We start from the raw sequence: 16,185 nt of genomic DNA on the forward strand, positions 1-16,185 counted from the left end.
TGATCGCACTACTGCGCGGATTTCTGTGGCTCACGGGGGTGTGGCTGGCCGGCGAGACGCTGGTCGTGCTGCTCGACCTCCCGGTCTCGGCCGGGGTGGTGGGCATGCTCTTGATGACCGCTCTGCTGATGCTGCGCATCGGGCGACTCGATGACATCGCCGCCGCCGGCCAGCCGTTGATCGGCCTGCTAGCGATGCTGATCATGCCCGGCGTGGTGGGGGTGTTCTTCCTCGCCGACGACTTCGCCGGCCAATGGCTGGCCGTCGCGGTAGCGCTGATGGGCGGCACGCTCGCCAGCGTGCTGACCACGCTGTTGCTGATGCGCCGCTGCATGCCTTCCGGTCCCGAGCCGGAGACGCCGAAGGAGCCCCGCTCATGAGCGATGCCCTGATAGAACTGCGCGAGGCATTGCTGATCACCCCGCTATCGTCCATCGCCATGACGCTGGCCGCCTATCTCGCCGCCCTGTGGGCTGTCGAGCGCCTGGGGCGCCCCAGCTGGTGCCCACCGGTGCTGCTGGCCGCGCTGCTGGTCGCCGCCACCCTGTGGGGGCTGTCCATCGACTTCGCCGACTACCGACGCGGCGCGGACTGGCTGATGTTGCTGCTTGGCCCGGCCACGGTGGCGCTTGGGGTGCCGCTCTACCAGCAGCTTCATCATATCCGCGCGCTGTGGAGGCCGCTGGCTCTGAGCCTACCCCCGGCGGCGGCGCTAGCCTCCTGCTATTCGCTGGCGCTGGCCTGGGTGATGGGCGCCAGTCCCGAGGTACTGGCCTCGCTGGCGCCCAAGTCGGTGACCGCCCCGATCGCGCTCGGGATCGTCGAGGCGCTCGGCGGTTCGGTGCCGCTGCTGATGGGCGGGCTCCTGGTCACCGGCGTGATGGCGACCCTGGCGGTCAGCCTGCTGGCCCCGCCGCTGGGCATTCGCGACCACCGTATCCTCGGCTTCGCCCTGGGGGTCAACGGCCATGCCATCGGCACCGTACGCGCCTTCGAGATGAGCCCCACCGCCGGTGCCTTCGCGTCTCTGGGCATGAGCCTGACCGGCATCCTCACGGCCCTGTGCCTGCCGCTGGCCTGGCGGCTGCTGGGCCTCTAGGCGGGCGCCGGTGACCGTCTCGCGACGACGATCGCGAAATAGGCTAGAATCGCCGCCTCGTATCTACCGGAATCGGGAGTCTCGGACAGGCCATGGCCCTACGTATCGCCATCAACGGTTACGGCCGCATCGGCCAATGCGTGCTGCGCGCCCTCGTCGAGCGAGGCATGCCGGAGCTGGAGGTGGTGGCCATCAACGAGCTGTCCGGGCTCGACACCATCGCCTACCTGACCCGCTTCGACACCACCCACGGCCGCTTCCCCGGCCGCGTGGAGGTGGACGACCAGTACCTGATGATCGATGAGCGGCCCATCCGCGTGCTCTCCGAGGCCGACCCGGCCAACCTGCCCTGGGCCGAGCTCGGCATCGACCTGGTGCTGGAATGCTCCGGCAGCTTCAAGGAGCGCGCCACCGCCGAGACCCACCTGGCCGCCGGCGCCGGGCGTCTGCTGTTCTCCCAGCCCGCCGAGAGCGACGTCGACGCCACCATCGTCAGCGGCATCAACGACGCCGACCTGACCCCGGCCTGCCGGGTGATCTCCGCCGCCTCCTGCACCACCAACTGCCTGGTGCCGGTGTTGACGGTGCTCGACGAGGCACTGGGCCTCGAACACGGCGTCACCACCACCATTCATTCGGCGATGAACGACCAGCCGGTGATCGATGCCTATCACCAGACAGACCTGCGCCTGACCCGCTCGGCGATGCACTCCATCGTGCCGGTGGACACCGGCCTGGCGCTCGGCATCAACCGCCTGATGCCGCACCTCGCCGAGCGTTTCGAGTGTCTGCACGTGCGCGTGCCGACGATCAACGTCTCGGCCATGGACCTGGCACTCTCGGTACGCACCGACACCGACGCCGACGCGGTCAACGCCCTGCTGCGCGAGGCCAGCACCCAGCGCCTCTCGGGGCTGCTCGGCTACACCGAGACGCCCATGTCCTCGGTCGACTTCAACCACGATCCGCGCTCCGGTATCGTGGACGCCACCCAGACCCGGGTGGCCGGCGGCCGCCTGATCAAGATGCTGTGCTGGTTCGATAACGAGTGGGGCTTCGCCAATCGCATGCTCGACGTCGCCGGCCGCATCGCCCGACTGGGCCCGGTGCCGCCCTCCGATGCCTGAGACCCCTTCGGCCTTCCCAGACGAGGAATCTGCTTCCATGAACGTGCGCAAGATGACCGACCTCGACCTCGACGGTAAGCGAGTCCTGATCCGCGAGGACCTGAACGTACCCGTCAAGCACGGTCAGGTGACCAGCGATGCCCGCCTGCGGGCGGCCCTGCCGACCATCCAGGCGGCGCTCGAAGCCGGCGCTCAGGTGATGCTGATGAGCCACCTCGGCCGCCCCACCGAGGGCGAGCCGGCCACGGAGTTCTCCCTGGCACCGGTGGCCGACCATCTCGGCGGCCTGCTCGGATGCCCGGTGCGCCTGGCCAAGGACTACCTGACGGAGGCCCCTGCCTTCGCCGCCGGCGAGGTCGTGCTGCTCGAGAACGTGCGCTTCAACCGGGGCGAGAAGCAGGACGACGAGGCGCTTGCCAAGGCCTACGCGGCGCTGTGCGACGTCTACGTGATGGACGCCTTCGGCACCGCCCACCGTGCCCAGGCCTCGACCCACGGCGTGGCACGCTTCGCCCCCGCGGCCTGCGCCGGCCCGCTGCTGGCCCAAGAGCTCGAGGCGCTGGAGCAGGCGCTGGCCACGCCGAAGCGGCCGATGGCCGCCATCGTCGGCGGCTCCAAGGTGTCCACCAAGCTCGAGGTGCTCAACGCGCTGTCCGAGAAGTGTGACCGGATCATCGTCGGCGGCGGCATCGCCAACACCTTCATCGCCGCGGCCGGCTACAACGTCGGCAAGTCGCTGCACGAGGCCGACCTGGTCGACGTCGCCCGGACGCTGATGGACAAGGTCGAGATCCCGCTGCCCTCCGACGTGGTGGTGGCCACCGAGTTCTCCGACTCCGCCACCGCCGAGGTCAAGCCGGTCGATCAGGTGAATGACGACGAGATGATCCTCGACATCGGCCCCGAGACCGCGGCACGGCTCGGCGAGCAGCTCAAGGCCGCCGGTACCATCCTGTGGAACGGCCCGGTGGGCGTGTTCGAGATCGACCAGTTCGGTCACGGCACCGAGGCGCTATCCCACGCCATCGCCGAGAGCGAGGCCTTCTCCATCGCCGGCGGCGGCGACACCCTGGCGGCCATCGACAAGTACGGCATCGAGGACCGCGTCTCCTATATCTCCACCGGCGGTGGCGCCTTCCTCGAATATGTCGAGGGCAAGGCCCTGCCGGCGGTGGTCGCCCTGCAAGCGGCGGCCCGTTAACCCACTCCATCGATACCGGGCGCGGCGCCGGCCCGCCGCGCCCCTCACGGACTACAAGGTGACTTCATGGCACTGATCAGCATGCGCCAACTGCTGGACCACGCCGCCGAGCACGGCTACGGCGTTCCGGCCTACAACGTCAACAACCTCGAGCAGATGCGCGCCATCATGGAGGCCGCCGACGAGACCGACTCGCCGGTGATCATCCAGGCCTCCGCCGGTGCCCGCAAGTACGCCGGCGCGCCCTTCCTGCGCCACCTGATCCTGGCCGCCGTCGAGGAATTCCCGCACATCCCGGTGGTCATGCACCAGGATCACGGCACCAGCCCCGCGGTGTGCCAGCGCTCCATCCAGCTGGGCTTCTCCTCGGTGATGATGGACGGCTCGCTGGGCAGCGACGGCAAGACCCCGGCCAGCTACGACTACAACGTCGACGTGACCCGCCGCACCGTGGACATGGCCCACGCCTGTGGCGTCTCCGTCGAGGGCGAACTGGGCTGCCTGGGTAGCCTCGAGACCGGCATGGCCGGCGAGGAAGACGGCGTCGGCGCCGAGGGCAAGCTCGACCACGAGCAGCTGCTGACCGACCCCGAAGAGGCCGCCGACTTCGTCAAGGCCACCCAGGTCGATGCCCTGGCGATCGCCATCGGCACCAGCCACGGCGCCTACAAGTTCACCCAACCGCCCACCGGCGACACCCTGTCGATCTCGCGTATCAAGGAGATCCACGCGCGCATCCCCGAGACCCACCTAGTGATGCACGGCTCCTCCTCGGTCCCCCAGGAGTGGCTCAAGGTGATCAACGAGTTCGGTGGCGCCATCCCCGAGACCTACGGCGTGCCGGTCGAGGAGATCGTCGAGGGCATCAAGCACGGCGTGCGCAAGGTCAACATCGACACCGACCTGCGCCTGGCCTCCACCGGTGCGGTGCGTCGCTTCATGGCCGAGAACCCGGCCGAGTTCGATCCGCGCAAGTTCCTCAAGGCCAGCACTGCGGCCATGAAGGCCGTCTGCAAGGACCGCTATGAGGCCTTCGGCACCGCCGGCCAGGCCAGCAAGATCAAGCCGATCAACCTCGAAGAGATGTTCCTGCGCTACGAGCGTGGCGAGCTGGACCCGCGCGTCAAGTAAGCGACGCCGCCCACCGGCCCTCGGCCGGTGGCCCCCCCCTGCGAGCCCCGTCATGCATAATCTCTGGATTCCCGTCGTCGCGATCCTGCTCGTCGCCGGGCTGATCTTCGGCGGCCAGGCGGTCTCCGACGCCCAGCGTAACGACGCGATCGCCACGCGCATCGCCGAACGTCTCGAGGCGCCAGACACGCTCGAGATCGAGCGCCTGCTCGAGGTCAACAAAGGCTACGGGCTGTGCGGCGAGGCCGTAGGCGGCGAGCGAACCGCCGTGCCGTTCTACTACCACAGCGTCACCGAGCGGCTGGCGCTGGGCGCCGATGCCTCACTCTACCGCGAGCACTGCACCCGCCACATGCCCTGACACCCATCGTCAGGCGCCTAGGAATAGCGCGCCCGGAAGTGCCACTCGCCGGGCGCCATGTCGTTGTGGATCGCCGCCACGATATCGGGGTCGAGGGCCGGATCGTCCAGGGCATAGAGCCCGCACGCCGACAACGCCTGAGGCGTGCTGAGCGTGTCGGCGATGCGCTCGTAGACCACCCGCGTGCAGCAGGGCATCCGCTCGCTGCTGTCCGCCACCCCCAGACGGATCCCGTTGAGCCGGGCCACATGGCTCTTGAAGCTGGGGAAAAGCACGGTCTGGGTCATCTCGTGGCCGTTGAGCGACTCATGATCGACCAGGAACAGGCGGTCGGTCAGCAGCATCGCCGCACCACGGTAGCGGTTGTGCCAGTAACGTCCGCCGGTACGCGGTGGCATGCGTTCGATGCGTTGGTAGAGGATGTCCTCGCCACGCCGCTCGAGGCAGACCAGGGTGCACAGCACCTGGCCGGGCCGCGACATCGCCAGGTAATACTCGTGGTAGCAGCCGAGGTAGCGCGACATGCCTTGCCGGCCCCTTTCGAGCAGCGTGGGAGGCAAGGCAAGCGAAGGGGCTCGCCGGGTGGCACCGCCCTGTTCCGGATGCAGCCGCACCAGCTCGCGGAACGCCCCGTGGGAGAGCAGGATCTCGTGGACCTCGACGCCGAAGAAGTCACAGATCCGACGCATGGTGTTGCTGGCAGGCTTGTAGCGACCGCTGAGATAGCGGTTGAACTGCGCCCGGTTGATATCGAGCCGACGGCACACCTCGGCGATGGAGCGGTAGTAGCTGCACATCAGCCGCAGGTTGGCCGCGAAGTCATCATGCATGTCGTACGGAGTCCTCGGGGGGAGCGCTTGCCGCGCGATGGCGCACAAGGGTGCACTGGGTGCGCCTAACAGTGCGCCAGAGTGCACCATAGCGTCAAATCCCAGCGCGCCTCCCAGCTGCTTAAATCCCTCATACCACCAATAAGGCCAAAATGGAGACAACTGAAATGCTGGCTTTTCTCAACGACCTGCTCTGGGGCAAGGTCTTGATCGTGCTGCTGATCGCCGTGGGCATCGGCTTCACCGTGGCCTCTCGCTTCGTACAGTTCCGCTACTTTGGCCGTATGTTCCGCATTCTCGGTGCCAGCCAGGCCTTCAGGCGCGACAAGCATGACCACCTGAGTTCCTTCCAGGCGCTGGTGCTGTCGGTCGCCGGCCGGGTCGGCGGTGGCAACATCGCCGGCGTCGCCGTGGCCATCACCCTAGGCGGGCCGGGCGCGATCTTCTGGATGTGGCTGGTCGGCCTGATGGGCATGGCCACCAGCTTCCTCGAGTGCACCCTGGCGCAGACCTACAAGCAGTCCGAAGGCGATGGTACCTACCGCGGCGGCCCGGCTTACTACATCGCCCGCGGCCTCGGCCGCCGCTGGAACTGGCTGGCCGGGCTCTACTCGGTGCTGTTGCTGGCCACCTTCGGCTTAGCCTTCACCGCCCTGCAATCCTATTCCGTGGCCACCTCCTTCAGCGACGCCTTCGGGGTGCCAGTACTCTACAGCGGCCTCGGCTTGGCCCTGCTGGTGGGCCTGATCATCTTCGGTGGCATCAAGCGCATCGCGCGCATCACCGAGTTCCTGGTGCCGATCATGGCCGTCGGCTACATCCTGGTCACGCTGCTGGTGCTGGCCCTGAACATCACCCAGATCCCCGAGGTGATCGGGCTGATCGTGAGAAGCGCCTTCGGGCTCGAGCCCGCCATCGGCGGCGGTATCGGCGCGGCGATCCTGATGGGCGTCAAGCGCGGGCTGTTCTCCAACGAGGCCGGCCTCGGCAGCGCCCCTAACGTGGCGGCGGTGGCCTATGTGCCGCACCCGGTCAACCAGGGCATCGTGCAGGCCTTCTCGGTGTTCATCGACACCGTGGTCATCTGCTCCGCCACCGCCTTCCTGATCCTGCTCAGCGGCGCCTACGACCCGGCTTCCGGCGTCGATGTCGCGGGCATCGCCCTGACCCAGGAAGCGCTGGCCGATCATGTCGGCGAATGGGGCCGCACCTTCGTCAGCATCGCGTTGCTGCTGTTCGCCTTCAGCACCATCCTCTACAACTACTACCTGGGCGAGAATAGCCTGAACTTCTTCAGCCGCCGCAATCAGGGCCTGTTCAACGTCTTCCGCGTGACCATCGTGCTGCTGGTCTGCTGGGGCGCCACCACCGATCTTGGCACCGCGTTCGGCTTCGCCGACGTGACCATGGGCCTGCTGGCGGTGGCCAACCTGATCGCCCTGATCATGCTGTTCAAGCCCGGGCTGCGCATCCTGAGTGACTTCGACGGCCAGATCCGCGACGGCGTCGAACAGCCGGTCTTCAACGCCAAGGACCATCCGACGCTGGGGCTGGACCCCAAGTCCTGGGAGCTCGAACCCGAAGACCTCGAGCGCGCCCACCAGACGCTGGGCAACGCCCGGCACTGATCCGCGCCTGCGGCGTCTCGCATCGCACCTGCGGCCCCGCTTCGGCGGGGCCGCTGCGTGTCACGCCACCTTGACGCGACACCCGGCTTCGCGCTGGACTGAACGCCCCGCGCCACGGCGAAACCCGTGGGCGACGCTCACGCTCAGCCAGGAGCCCGCATGCCCGCACCGCCATCGCTCGTGTTCGCCTCGCCGCGCGCCGCAGCCCCGATCGTCTTCACGCCCCACGCTTGCCGGCCATGTTGAGCACACTCTCGCTGCCGCTCGCCCTCGCGGCCTTCGTCGCCTGCACCCTGGTCATCGGCGTGGTGGGCACGCGCCTGACCCGCATCGTCGATGAACTGGCCGACCGCACCGGCCTCGGCGAGGCCATCGCCGGCGCCGTCTTGCTGGGCATGGCCACCTCGCTGTCGGGGCTGGTGCTGTCGGTCTCGGCGGCCCTGGCCGACCACCCCACCCTGGCGATGAGCAACGCCCTGGGCGGCATCGCCGTGCAGACCCTGTTCCTGACCATCGCCGACCTGACCCATCGTCGCGCCAACCTCGAGCACGCCGCCGCCTCCATCGGCAACCTGATGCAGGGCGGCCTGCTGCTGTGCCTGCTGGCCCTGGTGCTGGTGGGCCGCTTCGCCCCGGAGTGGACGCTGTGGCAGGTTCACCCCGTCACCCCGCTGATCGTGATCGTCTACCTGTTCGGGCTGCGGCTGGCAGAGCGCACCCGCGACCGCCCCATGTGGCGCCCGGCCCAGACCCGGGAGACCACCCCGGACGTGCCGGATGCACAGGTCGCGTCACGCTCGTCGGCGCGACTGTGGTTGAGCTTCCTGGGCCTGGCGCTGGTGCTCGGTGCCAGCGGCTGGCTGCTGGAAGGCGTCGCCTCGGTGATCGCCGAGGACACCGGCCTCGGCCAGTCGATCGTCGGCGTGCTGATGACCGCGGTGGTCACCTCGCTGCCGGAGCTGGTCACCTCGGTGGCGGCGGTGCGGCGTGGTGCGCTGACCCTGGCGGTGGCCGGTATCATCGGCGGCAACGCCTTCGACACCCTGTTCGTGGCCGCCTCGGACGTCGCCTATCGCGGCGGCTCGATCTATCACGCCATGCCCGACGGCGTGGCGCTGTGGGTGGCCCTGTCACTGCTGATGACCGCCATCCTGATGGTCGGCATGATCCACCGCGAGCGCCTGGGGCCGGGGCGCATCGGCTTCGAGAGCCTAGCCATCGCCGGCTGCTACCTGGCCGGGGTAGCGATGCTGGTGGCGACCTCACACTGAGCACCGAACCCTGGCGCCGAATGTGCAACAAGAGTTGAATTGAAAAACAGTGTTCACAAAGTGGTGAAAAGCGTCTTAAACTAAAGGAGGACGCCGCGATATGACACAATAGCGTTAAAACCGAATGACACGCCCGCGAGGTTACCGGTGATGGCCCGCCCACTCTGCCTGCTCTTCGACTGCGACGGCACCCTCGTCGATAGCGAGCCCCTGCTCGCCGCCGAGATGGAAGCCAGCCTCACCGCCGTGGGCTTGCCCTTCCAGGCCAGCGACTATGTCGGAGAATTTCGCGGCGCGCGCTTCCGGCATATCGTCGCCGAGCTTGAGCGCCGCCATGGCCGCATCGACCCCGAGCGCCTCGACGCTTTGGAACGCGACATGCGCGCCAACCTCAACCGTCGCCTGGCGACCGACCTGATGCCCATCAGCGGCGCCCCCGAAGCGCTGGCCGCCCTGGCCGGGCACCCCATGGGCGTGGTCTCCAACGGGCCGGTCAACAAGATCCGCACCTCGCTGCTCGCCACCGACCTCGAACCGGTCTTCGATCATCACCTGTTCAGCGGCTACGAGGCGCAGTGCTGGAAACCCGACCCCTGCCTGTACCGCCACGCCGCGGCGTTGATGGGTTATGCCCCCGAGGAGTGCGTGGCCATCGATGACGCCCTGGTCGGCGTCCAGGCCGCGCTTAGCGCCGGCATGACGGTGATTCACTTCAACCGCTTCGCCGATGCCGAGGAGACGCCGGAAGGCGCCATCATGATCACCAGGCTGTCCCAGCTGCCCACCGTGATCGCTCGCCTGGCGCATCACCGGCAGCGCATGATCTCGCAGGCCTGAGACGCTCCCCCACCATGGTCTAACCCTATTCGACTTGCCATGCGGCGACGTCTACGAGTAGCTTGGGAACGTTCCCATTTACTCGATATTCGCTCATGCACAGCGCCTCTTCCCGCACCGATGCCACCCTGCTCGAGGTCGCCCGCGACGCCGGCGTCTCCAAGACCAGCGTCTCGCGCTACTTCGGCGGCGAGCGCGAGCGGCTGTCCGCCGACCTGCAGGCGCGCATCGCAGGCGCCGCCCAGCGGCTCGGCTACCGCCCCAATCAGATGGCCCGCAGCCTCAAGGGCGGGCGCTCGCGGCTGATCGGCATGCTGGTGGCGGATATCCGCAACCCCTTCTCGGTGGCGGTGATGCATGGCCTCGAGCAGGCCTGCCGGGCCCGCGGCTTCTCGCTGATGGTCTGCAACACCGACAACGACCCGGCCCAGGAACGCGAGCACCTGGCACTGCTGGCGGGTTATCGGGTCGAGGGGCTGGTGATCAATCCCACCGGCCAACCCAGCCACGAGCTGCGTCAGCTGGCCGACCAGGGCCTGCCACTGGTGCTGCTCGACCGCACCCTCGGCGACCTCGAGGCCGACGTGGTGGGCCTCGACAACGCCCACGCCATCGACACGGCCCTCGATCACCTGCTGGCCCAGGGCTACGGCGAGGTGCTCTACCTCAGCGAGCCGCCTTCCCGGGCCAGCTCCCGCCAGGCCCGCCTGGCGCGGGTCGAGCAACGCCTGGGCGAGGGCGCGGGGCTTAGCGGCGAGGCCTGCTGCCTGGAGCCAGGCGATGCACCTGCCCTGAACGCCGCCATCGCCGCCTTCCTGGCCGCCCCGGGCGCGGCGCCGAAGGCGCTGCTGTGCGCCAACGGCAACGTCACCCTGGCCGCCACCCGCGCCCTGCAGGCGCTCGACGTGGGCCTCGGCGAGACGGGCCTGATGGGCATCGACGAGCTCGACTGGTGCGAGCTGGTCGCCCCGGGCATCACCACCCTCGCCCAGCCCACCGAGGACATCGGCCGCGCGGCGGTCGACCGCCTGCTGCGACGCCTCGACGCCCCCGGCGAGCGTGCCCCGCCACGCCGCAGCGACTACGGCGGGCGGCTGATCGCCCGCGGCTCCACGCGGCGCTGAGCGGCGCCGCCAGGCCGCCCAACTCGACGCCCGACACCCCAATGGTAACGTTCCCAACCCGAGAGGCCCGCCATGCACACATCCGCTCCCGAGATCCTCACCTTCGGTGAGGCCATGACATTGTTCGTCGCCCAGACCCCCGGCGCCCTCGCCGAGGTCGACGCCTTCAGCCGCGGCATCGCCGGAGCCGACACCAACGTCGCCATCGGCCTGGCGCGGCTAGGCTTTCATGTCGGCTGGCTGAGCCGGGTCGGCGACGACAGCTTCGGCACTTACATTCGCCATACCCTCGAGGCCGAAGGCCTGGACTGCCGCCACCTGGCCCGCGATCCCGACCACGCCACCGGCCTGGTGTTCAAGGAACGCGCCGCGGAGGGCGCCGACCCCCACGTCGAGTACGTCCGCCGCGGCAGCGCCGCCAGCCAGCTGTCGCCGGCGGACGCCGCGACGGTGGAGTTCACCGCCGCTCGCCACCTGCACGCCACCGGCATTCCTCCGGCGTTGTCGGGCTCCGCGCGTGCGCTGTCGCAGCACATGCTCGACCAGGCTCGGGCGGCCGGCGCCAGCATCTCCTTCGACCCCAACCTGCGCCCCGCCCTGTGGGCCAGCGAGGCCGAGATGTGCGAGACCCTCAATGCGCTGGCGGGCCACGCCGACTGGGTGCTGCCCGGCCTCACCGAGGGACGCCGGCTGACCGGCCTGGAGACGCCGCACGACATCGCCGGCTTCTATCTCGAACGCGGCGCCAAGGCGGTGATCATCAAGCTGGGGCCGGAGGGCAGCTACTACCGTGGTGCGCTCGGCGGCCGAGAGGAAAGCTTCAGCGTGCCCGGCGTGCCGGTAGCCGAGGTGGTGGACACCGTGGGCGCCGGAGACGGCTTCGCCGTAGGCGTGGTCAGCGCGCTGCTCGATGGCCGCTCGCCCCGGGAAGCGGTGCGTCGCGGCAACCTGATCGGCGCCCAGGCCGTGCAGGTGCGCGGCGACATGGAGGGCCTGCCCTCCCGCGAGCGCCTGACGGTCCTGGAGGCCGATGCATCACCTTCCACCGCGTGACCCGGCCGCCGGCCGCGCCCAACGTCCATCGCACAAGGAGCCCGACATGAAGAAACGCATCCTGGCCTACGGCCGCCTCAACGACGAGCAGTTGCGCGAGCTGCGCCGCGACTTCCACGTCGACGTCTTCACGAACCTGGAGTCCGCCGACGACCCGGCCTTCCGCGAGGCCCTGGGCGAGGCACACGGACTGGTCGGCGCCAGCCTCAGCATCACCCCCGCGCTGCTCGACGCGGCGCCCCAGCTGGAGGCCATCGCCAGCATCTCGGTGGGCTATGACAACTACCCGGTGGAAGAGCTGACGCGACGCGGCATCCTATTGTGCAACACCCCGGACGTGCTCACCGAGACCACCGCCGACACCGGTTTCCTGCTGATCATGAGCGCGGCGCGACGCGCCGTGGAGCTCGCCGAGTTCATCAAGCACGGCGAATGGCAAACCAGCATCGGCGCGGCGCAGTTCGGCTCCGATGTTCACGGCAAGACCCTGGGCATGGTGGGCTTCGGGCGCATCGGTGCGGCCATCGCCCGACGCGGGGCGCTGGGCTTCGGCATGCGCATCCTGTATTCCAACGCCTCGCCCAAGCCGGCGCTGGAGGACGAACTGGGCGCCCGGCGCCGCGAGCTCGACGAGCTACTCGGCGAGGCTGATTTCGTGTGCGTGACGGTGCCGCTGAGCGCCGAGACCGAGCGGCTGATCGGCGCCCGGGAGTTCGCGCTGATGCGCGACTCGGCGATCTTCGTCAACATCGCCCGCGGCAAGGTGGTCGACGAGGCGGCGCTGATCGCGGCCCTCACGGCCGGTGAGATCCGCGCCGCGGGGCTCGACGTCTTCGAGCGCGAGCCGCTATCCCAGGACTCGCCGCTGCCGCACATGGCCAACGTGGTAGCGCTGCCGCATATCGGCTCGGCGACCCACGAGACCCGCACCGCCATGGCACAGCGCGCGGTCGACAACATCACCCGCGCGCTCAACGGCCAGCGGCCCATCAGCCTGGTCAACGCGGCGGCCTGGCCACGCGCCTGACGCCCCGCCGACCCTCACCTTCCCCGACACGCGAGGACACCATGACTGCCCCCCTCTGCCTGCTCTTCGATTCCGACGGCACCCTGGTCGACAGCGAGATCCTGCTCGCCGAGGTGATGGCGGAGACGCTCACGTCCTGCGGCCTGCCCTTCACCGCGCGACAGTACATGGAAGCGTTTCGTGGCGTACGCTTCCTGGCCATCGTGCGCGAGCTGGAAGGCCGCTACGGCGCCCTCGACGAGGAGCGGCTGCGATCCATGGAAGACACCCTGCGCAGCCGCATGGAGGCGCGCATGCGCGAGGAGCTCCATGCCATCGATGGCATGCCGGCGGCCCTCGAGGCCCTGGCCGAGTACCCCAAGGCGGTGGTCTCCAACGGCCCCGAGCGCAAGATTCGCTGCGCCATGCACAGCGCCGACCTGGCGCACCACTTCGGCGAGCGGCTGTTCAGCGCCTATACCCTCGGCGTGTGGAAACCCGACCCGTCGCTCTACCTCAAGGCCGCCGAGGCCATGGGCCATGCGCCCGAGCGCTGCGTGGTGATCGACGATGCCGCGGTGGGCGTGGCGGCCGGGCTCGCCGCCGGCATGCGGGTCGTGCATCTGAACCGCTTCCCGGAAGAGGAAAGCACGCCGGACGGCGCCATCACCATTCATCAGGCCGGCGAGCTGCCGGCGGCGATCGCCGAGCTAGCCGCCAAGGCGACGCAGCCGGCCTGAGTCGACCGCTCTTGCTGAATGATTCCCCTGAACGACAGCGCCCCACCGGCCATACCGGCGGGGCGCTGTCGTCTCGAGTGCGCATCTTCGGGCTCAGGCCATTAGCGACCGTACCGCAAGCTCCACGCCACGCAACTCGGCCAGCCCCTTGAGGCGACCATAGAGCGGATAACCGGGCGCGGTATCACGATGCTGATCATCGAGGATATGGTGACCGTGATCGGGACGTAGCGGCAGGCGTGGGCCGCCTTCCCGTTCGCGACGACGCTCCTCGGCGACCAGTTCCCGGACGACCCCGACCATGTCCACGTCGCCGTCGAGGTGCGGCGCTTCATGGAAGGACCTCGGATCCGGCGACTCACGCTGGGTCGAGCGCAGGTGGGCGAAGTAGATCTTCGGCCCGAAGCGCCCTGCCATCGCGACCAGGTCGATATCGGCGCTGACGCCATAGGAGCCGGTGCACAGGGTCAGGCCGTTGGCCGGGCTGGGCACGACGTCGAGGATCCACCGGGCATCCTCGGCGGTCGAGACCACCCGCGGTAGCCCCAGCAGTGGACGGGGCGGATCGTCGGGGTGGATCGCCATGCGGATGCCCACCTCCTCGGCCACCGGAACCACCGCCGCGAGGAAGTCACCCAGATGCTCGCGCAGTCGATCGGCGTCGATCTCGGCGTACTCGGCCAGCACCCCCCGAAACTGCTCCAGGGTATAGTGCTCCTCGGCCCCCGGCAGCCCGGCGATCAACGTATTGACCAACTTATCGCGGCCGGCCGCATCCAGATGGTCGAGATGCTCCCGAGCCGCGGCCTTCTCGGCATCACTGTATTCGGCCTCTGCGCCAGGGCGGGCCAGCAGGTAGAGGTCGAAGGCGGCGAAGGCGGTCTGATCGAAACGCAGCGCCAGGGCGCCGTCCGACAGCGCCCAGGTCAGGTCGGTGCGAGTCCAGTCAAGCACCGGCATGAAGTTGTAGCAGACGGTATCGATGCCGCAGGCGGCCAAGTTGCGCAGGGTCTGGCAGTAGGTGGCAATCAGCTCATCGCGCTGGGGCAGGCCCAGCTTGATCGCCTCATGCACTGGCACGCTCTCCACCACCGACCAGGTCAGCCCGGCGGCCTCGATCATCGCCTGGCGCTCACGAATCGCCTCCACCGACCACACCTGGTCGTTAGGTAGCTCATGCAGCGCCGTGACGATCCCGGTCGCTCCGGTCTGACGGATCTCGTCGAGGCGAATAGGGTCGGCCGGACCGAACCAGCGCCAAGTATGCTCCATGATAATATCCTCTTGTTCAGGCTCGCCCGAGGGAGATCAACGCCCCGGCGAGCCCATGTTGCGTCAGGGTGGTATAAGCGTTGGTGACCGCCTCGGCGAAGGAGGCATCGACCGCCAGCGCCGGTGGAAAAACGGCCTCCACGGCCAGGAAGGCCGCGACCAGGGCCGGGATATCGTCGCCATAGCGCGCATGCAAGGCCGCCAGGCGGCCGGCCAGCGGATCGTCCACCGCGAGAGGCCGCCCGCCCAGGTCGGCACCCGCCGTATAGCGAATCCAGGCGGCCACACCAAGCGCAATGCAGGGCGCACCTTCTCCCTCCGCCAGGCGAGCCTCTGCACCCTGCAGCCAGCGCTGGGGCAGCTTCTGGCTGCCGTCCATGGCGATCTGCTGCAGCCGATGACGCAGGCTGTCATTGGCAAAGCGCGCGAGCAGCTGCTCGGCATAAGCGGCGAGGTCGGTACCCTCGGGCATGGTCAGGGTCGGCGCGGCCTCTTCCAGCATGTAGCGGCGCAGAAGGACTTTGAGGTCATCGTGGCTGACGGCTTCGAAGACCGTCTCGATCCCGTCCAGGGCGCCTAGATAGGCCAGCAGCGAGTGGCTGCCATTGAGCATGCGCAGCTTCATGGTCTCGAAGGGGGCCACCTCGGCGACCATCTCCACGCCGTCGGCTTCCCAAGCCGGGCGACCCTGGGGGAAGTCGTCTTCGATCACCCACTGGGCAAAGGCCTCGCAGACCACGGCATTGGGGTCCTCGACACCCAGCTCACTCAAGCGGGCAAAGTCGGCATCGGTCATCGCCGGCACGATGCGATCGACCATGCTGCAGGGGAAGGCCACCTCGGCGGCGATCCACTCGGCCAGGGCGGCATCACCCCGCTCGGCCAGCTGGATGACGGCGGTGCGGGTGCGCTGGCCGTTGTCCGGCATATTGTCGCAACTCAGTACCGTGAAGGGTGCCAGCCCCGAATCGCGGCGCCGGCGCAGCGCCTCGACCAGGATCCCGGGCGCGGTGCGCGGCGCCGCGGGCGTGGCGATATCGGCGGCGATCATCGGCGCGTCGGCCAGCAGCTCGCCGCTGGCCGGGCTCAGGAAGTAGCCCTTCTCGGTCACCGTGAGAGTCACGATACGTGTCTCGCGAGAGGCCATGCGTGCGAGTAGCGCCTCGCGGTCGCGTCCCCATTGGCCGTGTTCGTCACGACCGGTGAACAGCGCCTCCTCGATCACGCCGATTTCACGGACGGTGACGCTCTCGCGATTGGCGTACTCGACGACGTGGTAGCGGTGGCCGGCCTCGCGCAGAGCGTCGACCAGCCCGACGCTTGAGCGCAGGTTGGCGCTGCTCACCCCCCAGGCGGCGTCGCCGCTGCGTTGGCGATAGCGCTCCAGGTAGATCGCCTGGTGGGCGCGATGGAAGGCACCCAGCCCCAGGTGGACGATGGCGATGCGCCCGCTGGCGGCGCCGACCGGCAACCGTGTGACATCCGGCATCACGATCTCCATGTCA

General features: G+C 68.7%; 16 protein-coding genes. 13 read left to right on the forward strand and 3 right to left on the reverse strand.

Going from position 1 to position 16,185, the window contains the following annotated elements:
• The first annotated feature begins 2 nt into the window (after positions 1-2).
• From ETC07_RS03105 to ETC07_RS03130, 6 genes are all read left to right on the forward strand, one after another.
• Complete coding sequence (locus ETC07_RS03105; protein ID WP_168709163.1) at positions 3-380, forward strand: CidA/LrgA family protein; 378 nt, start codon at positions 3-5, stop codon at positions 378-380.
• Positions 377-1,099, forward strand: coding sequence for an LrgB family protein (locus ETC07_RS03110; RefSeq protein WP_136247052.1), 723 nt, complete (start codon positions 377-379; stop codon positions 1,097-1,099). The genes ETC07_RS03105 and ETC07_RS03110 overlap by 4 nt, the downstream gene beginning before the upstream one ends.
• A gap of 92 nt (positions 1,100-1,191) precedes the next feature.
• Positions 1,192-2,226, forward strand: a complete 1,035-nt coding sequence (locus ETC07_RS03115; protein WP_136247053.1) for a type I glyceraldehyde-3-phosphate dehydrogenase — start codon at positions 1,192-1,194, stop codon at positions 2,224-2,226.
• 37 nt (positions 2,227-2,263) lie between these two features.
• Positions 2,264-3,427 (forward strand): phosphoglycerate kinase, encoded by a 1,164-nt coding sequence (locus ETC07_RS03120; RefSeq protein ID WP_136247054.1) that lies wholly within the window; start codon positions 2,264-2,266, stop codon positions 3,425-3,427.
• A gap of 66 nt (positions 3,428-3,493) precedes the next feature.
• Positions 3,494-4,558, forward strand: a complete 1,065-nt coding sequence (gene fba, locus ETC07_RS03125) for a class II fructose-bisphosphate aldolase (RefSeq protein WP_136247055.1) — start codon at positions 3,494-3,496, stop codon at positions 4,556-4,558.
• Between the two features lie 52 nt (positions 4,559-4,610).
• Entirely contained in the window at positions 4,611-4,919 is a 309-nt protein-coding gene (locus ETC07_RS03130; protein WP_136247056.1) for a hypothetical protein, read from the forward strand.
• Positions 4,920-4,936: 17 nt separating this feature from the next.
• Here the strand turns inward: ETC07_RS03130 and ETC07_RS03135 are convergent, their stop codons facing one another.
• Positions 4,937-5,749 (reverse strand): helix-turn-helix domain-containing protein, encoded by an 813-nt coding sequence (locus ETC07_RS03135; protein WP_136247057.1) that lies wholly within the window; start codon positions 5,747-5,749, stop codon positions 4,937-4,939.
• Between the two features lie 167 nt (positions 5,750-5,916).
• Between ETC07_RS03135 and ETC07_RS03140 the strand changes: the two genes are divergently transcribed.
• From ETC07_RS03140 to ETC07_RS03170, 7 genes are all read left to right on the forward strand, one after another.
• Positions 5,917-7,377 carry an alanine/glycine:cation symporter family protein gene (locus tag ETC07_RS03140; protein WP_136247058.1) on the forward strand — a complete coding sequence of 487 codons (1,461 nt, stop codon included), beginning with the start codon at positions 5,917-5,919 and terminating at the stop codon, positions 7,375-7,377.
• 239 nt (positions 7,378-7,616) lie between these two features.
• Positions 7,617-8,648, forward strand: coding sequence for a sodium:calcium antiporter (locus ETC07_RS03145; protein WP_136247059.1), 1,032 nt, complete (start codon positions 7,617-7,619; stop codon positions 8,646-8,648).
• Between the two features lie 150 nt (positions 8,649-8,798).
• Complete coding sequence (locus ETC07_RS03150; protein ID WP_136247060.1) at positions 8,799-9,485, forward strand: HAD family hydrolase; 687 nt, start codon at positions 8,799-8,801, stop codon at positions 9,483-9,485.
• A 95-nt stretch (positions 9,486-9,580) separates the two neighbouring features.
• Positions 9,581-10,609, forward strand: coding sequence for a LacI family DNA-binding transcriptional regulator (locus ETC07_RS03155; protein ID WP_136247061.1), 1,029 nt, complete (start codon positions 9,581-9,583; stop codon positions 10,607-10,609).
• Positions 10,610-10,681: 72 nt separating this feature from the next.
• Positions 10,682-11,662: a sugar kinase gene (locus ETC07_RS03160; protein WP_136247062.1), complete on the forward strand. Its 981-nt coding sequence runs from the start codon at positions 10,682-10,684 to the stop codon at positions 11,660-11,662.
• A gap of 46 nt (positions 11,663-11,708) precedes the next feature.
• On the forward strand, positions 11,709-12,689 hold the full coding sequence (locus ETC07_RS03165) for a 2-hydroxyacid dehydrogenase (protein WP_136247063.1): 981 nt from the start codon (positions 11,709-11,711) through the stop codon (positions 12,687-12,689).
• Positions 12,690-12,730: 41 nt separating this feature from the next.
• On the forward strand, positions 12,731-13,408 hold the full coding sequence (locus tag ETC07_RS03170) for an HAD family hydrolase (protein ID WP_136247064.1): 678 nt from the start codon (positions 12,731-12,733) through the stop codon (positions 13,406-13,408).
• Between the two features lie 93 nt (positions 13,409-13,501).
• Here the strand turns inward: ETC07_RS03170 and uxuA are convergent, their stop codons facing one another.
• Both uxuA and ETC07_RS03180 read right to left on the reverse strand, forming a co-directional pair.
• Positions 13,502-14,680, reverse strand: coding sequence for a mannonate dehydratase (gene uxuA / locus ETC07_RS03175; protein ID WP_136247065.1), 1,179 nt, complete (start codon positions 14,678-14,680; stop codon positions 13,502-13,504).
• Between the two features lie 16 nt (positions 14,681-14,696).
• A complete protein-coding gene (locus ETC07_RS03180) occupies positions 14,697-16,181 on the reverse strand; it encodes a mannitol dehydrogenase family protein (protein WP_240724544.1) in 1,485 nt (494 codons plus the stop codon).
• Positions 16,182-16,185: the final 4 nt, after the last annotated feature.

The sequence above is a fragment of the Halomonas borealis genome (assembly GCF_004798905.1).
Taxonomy (GTDB): Bacteria; Pseudomonadota; Gammaproteobacteria; order Pseudomonadales; family Halomonadaceae; genus Halomonas; species Halomonas borealis.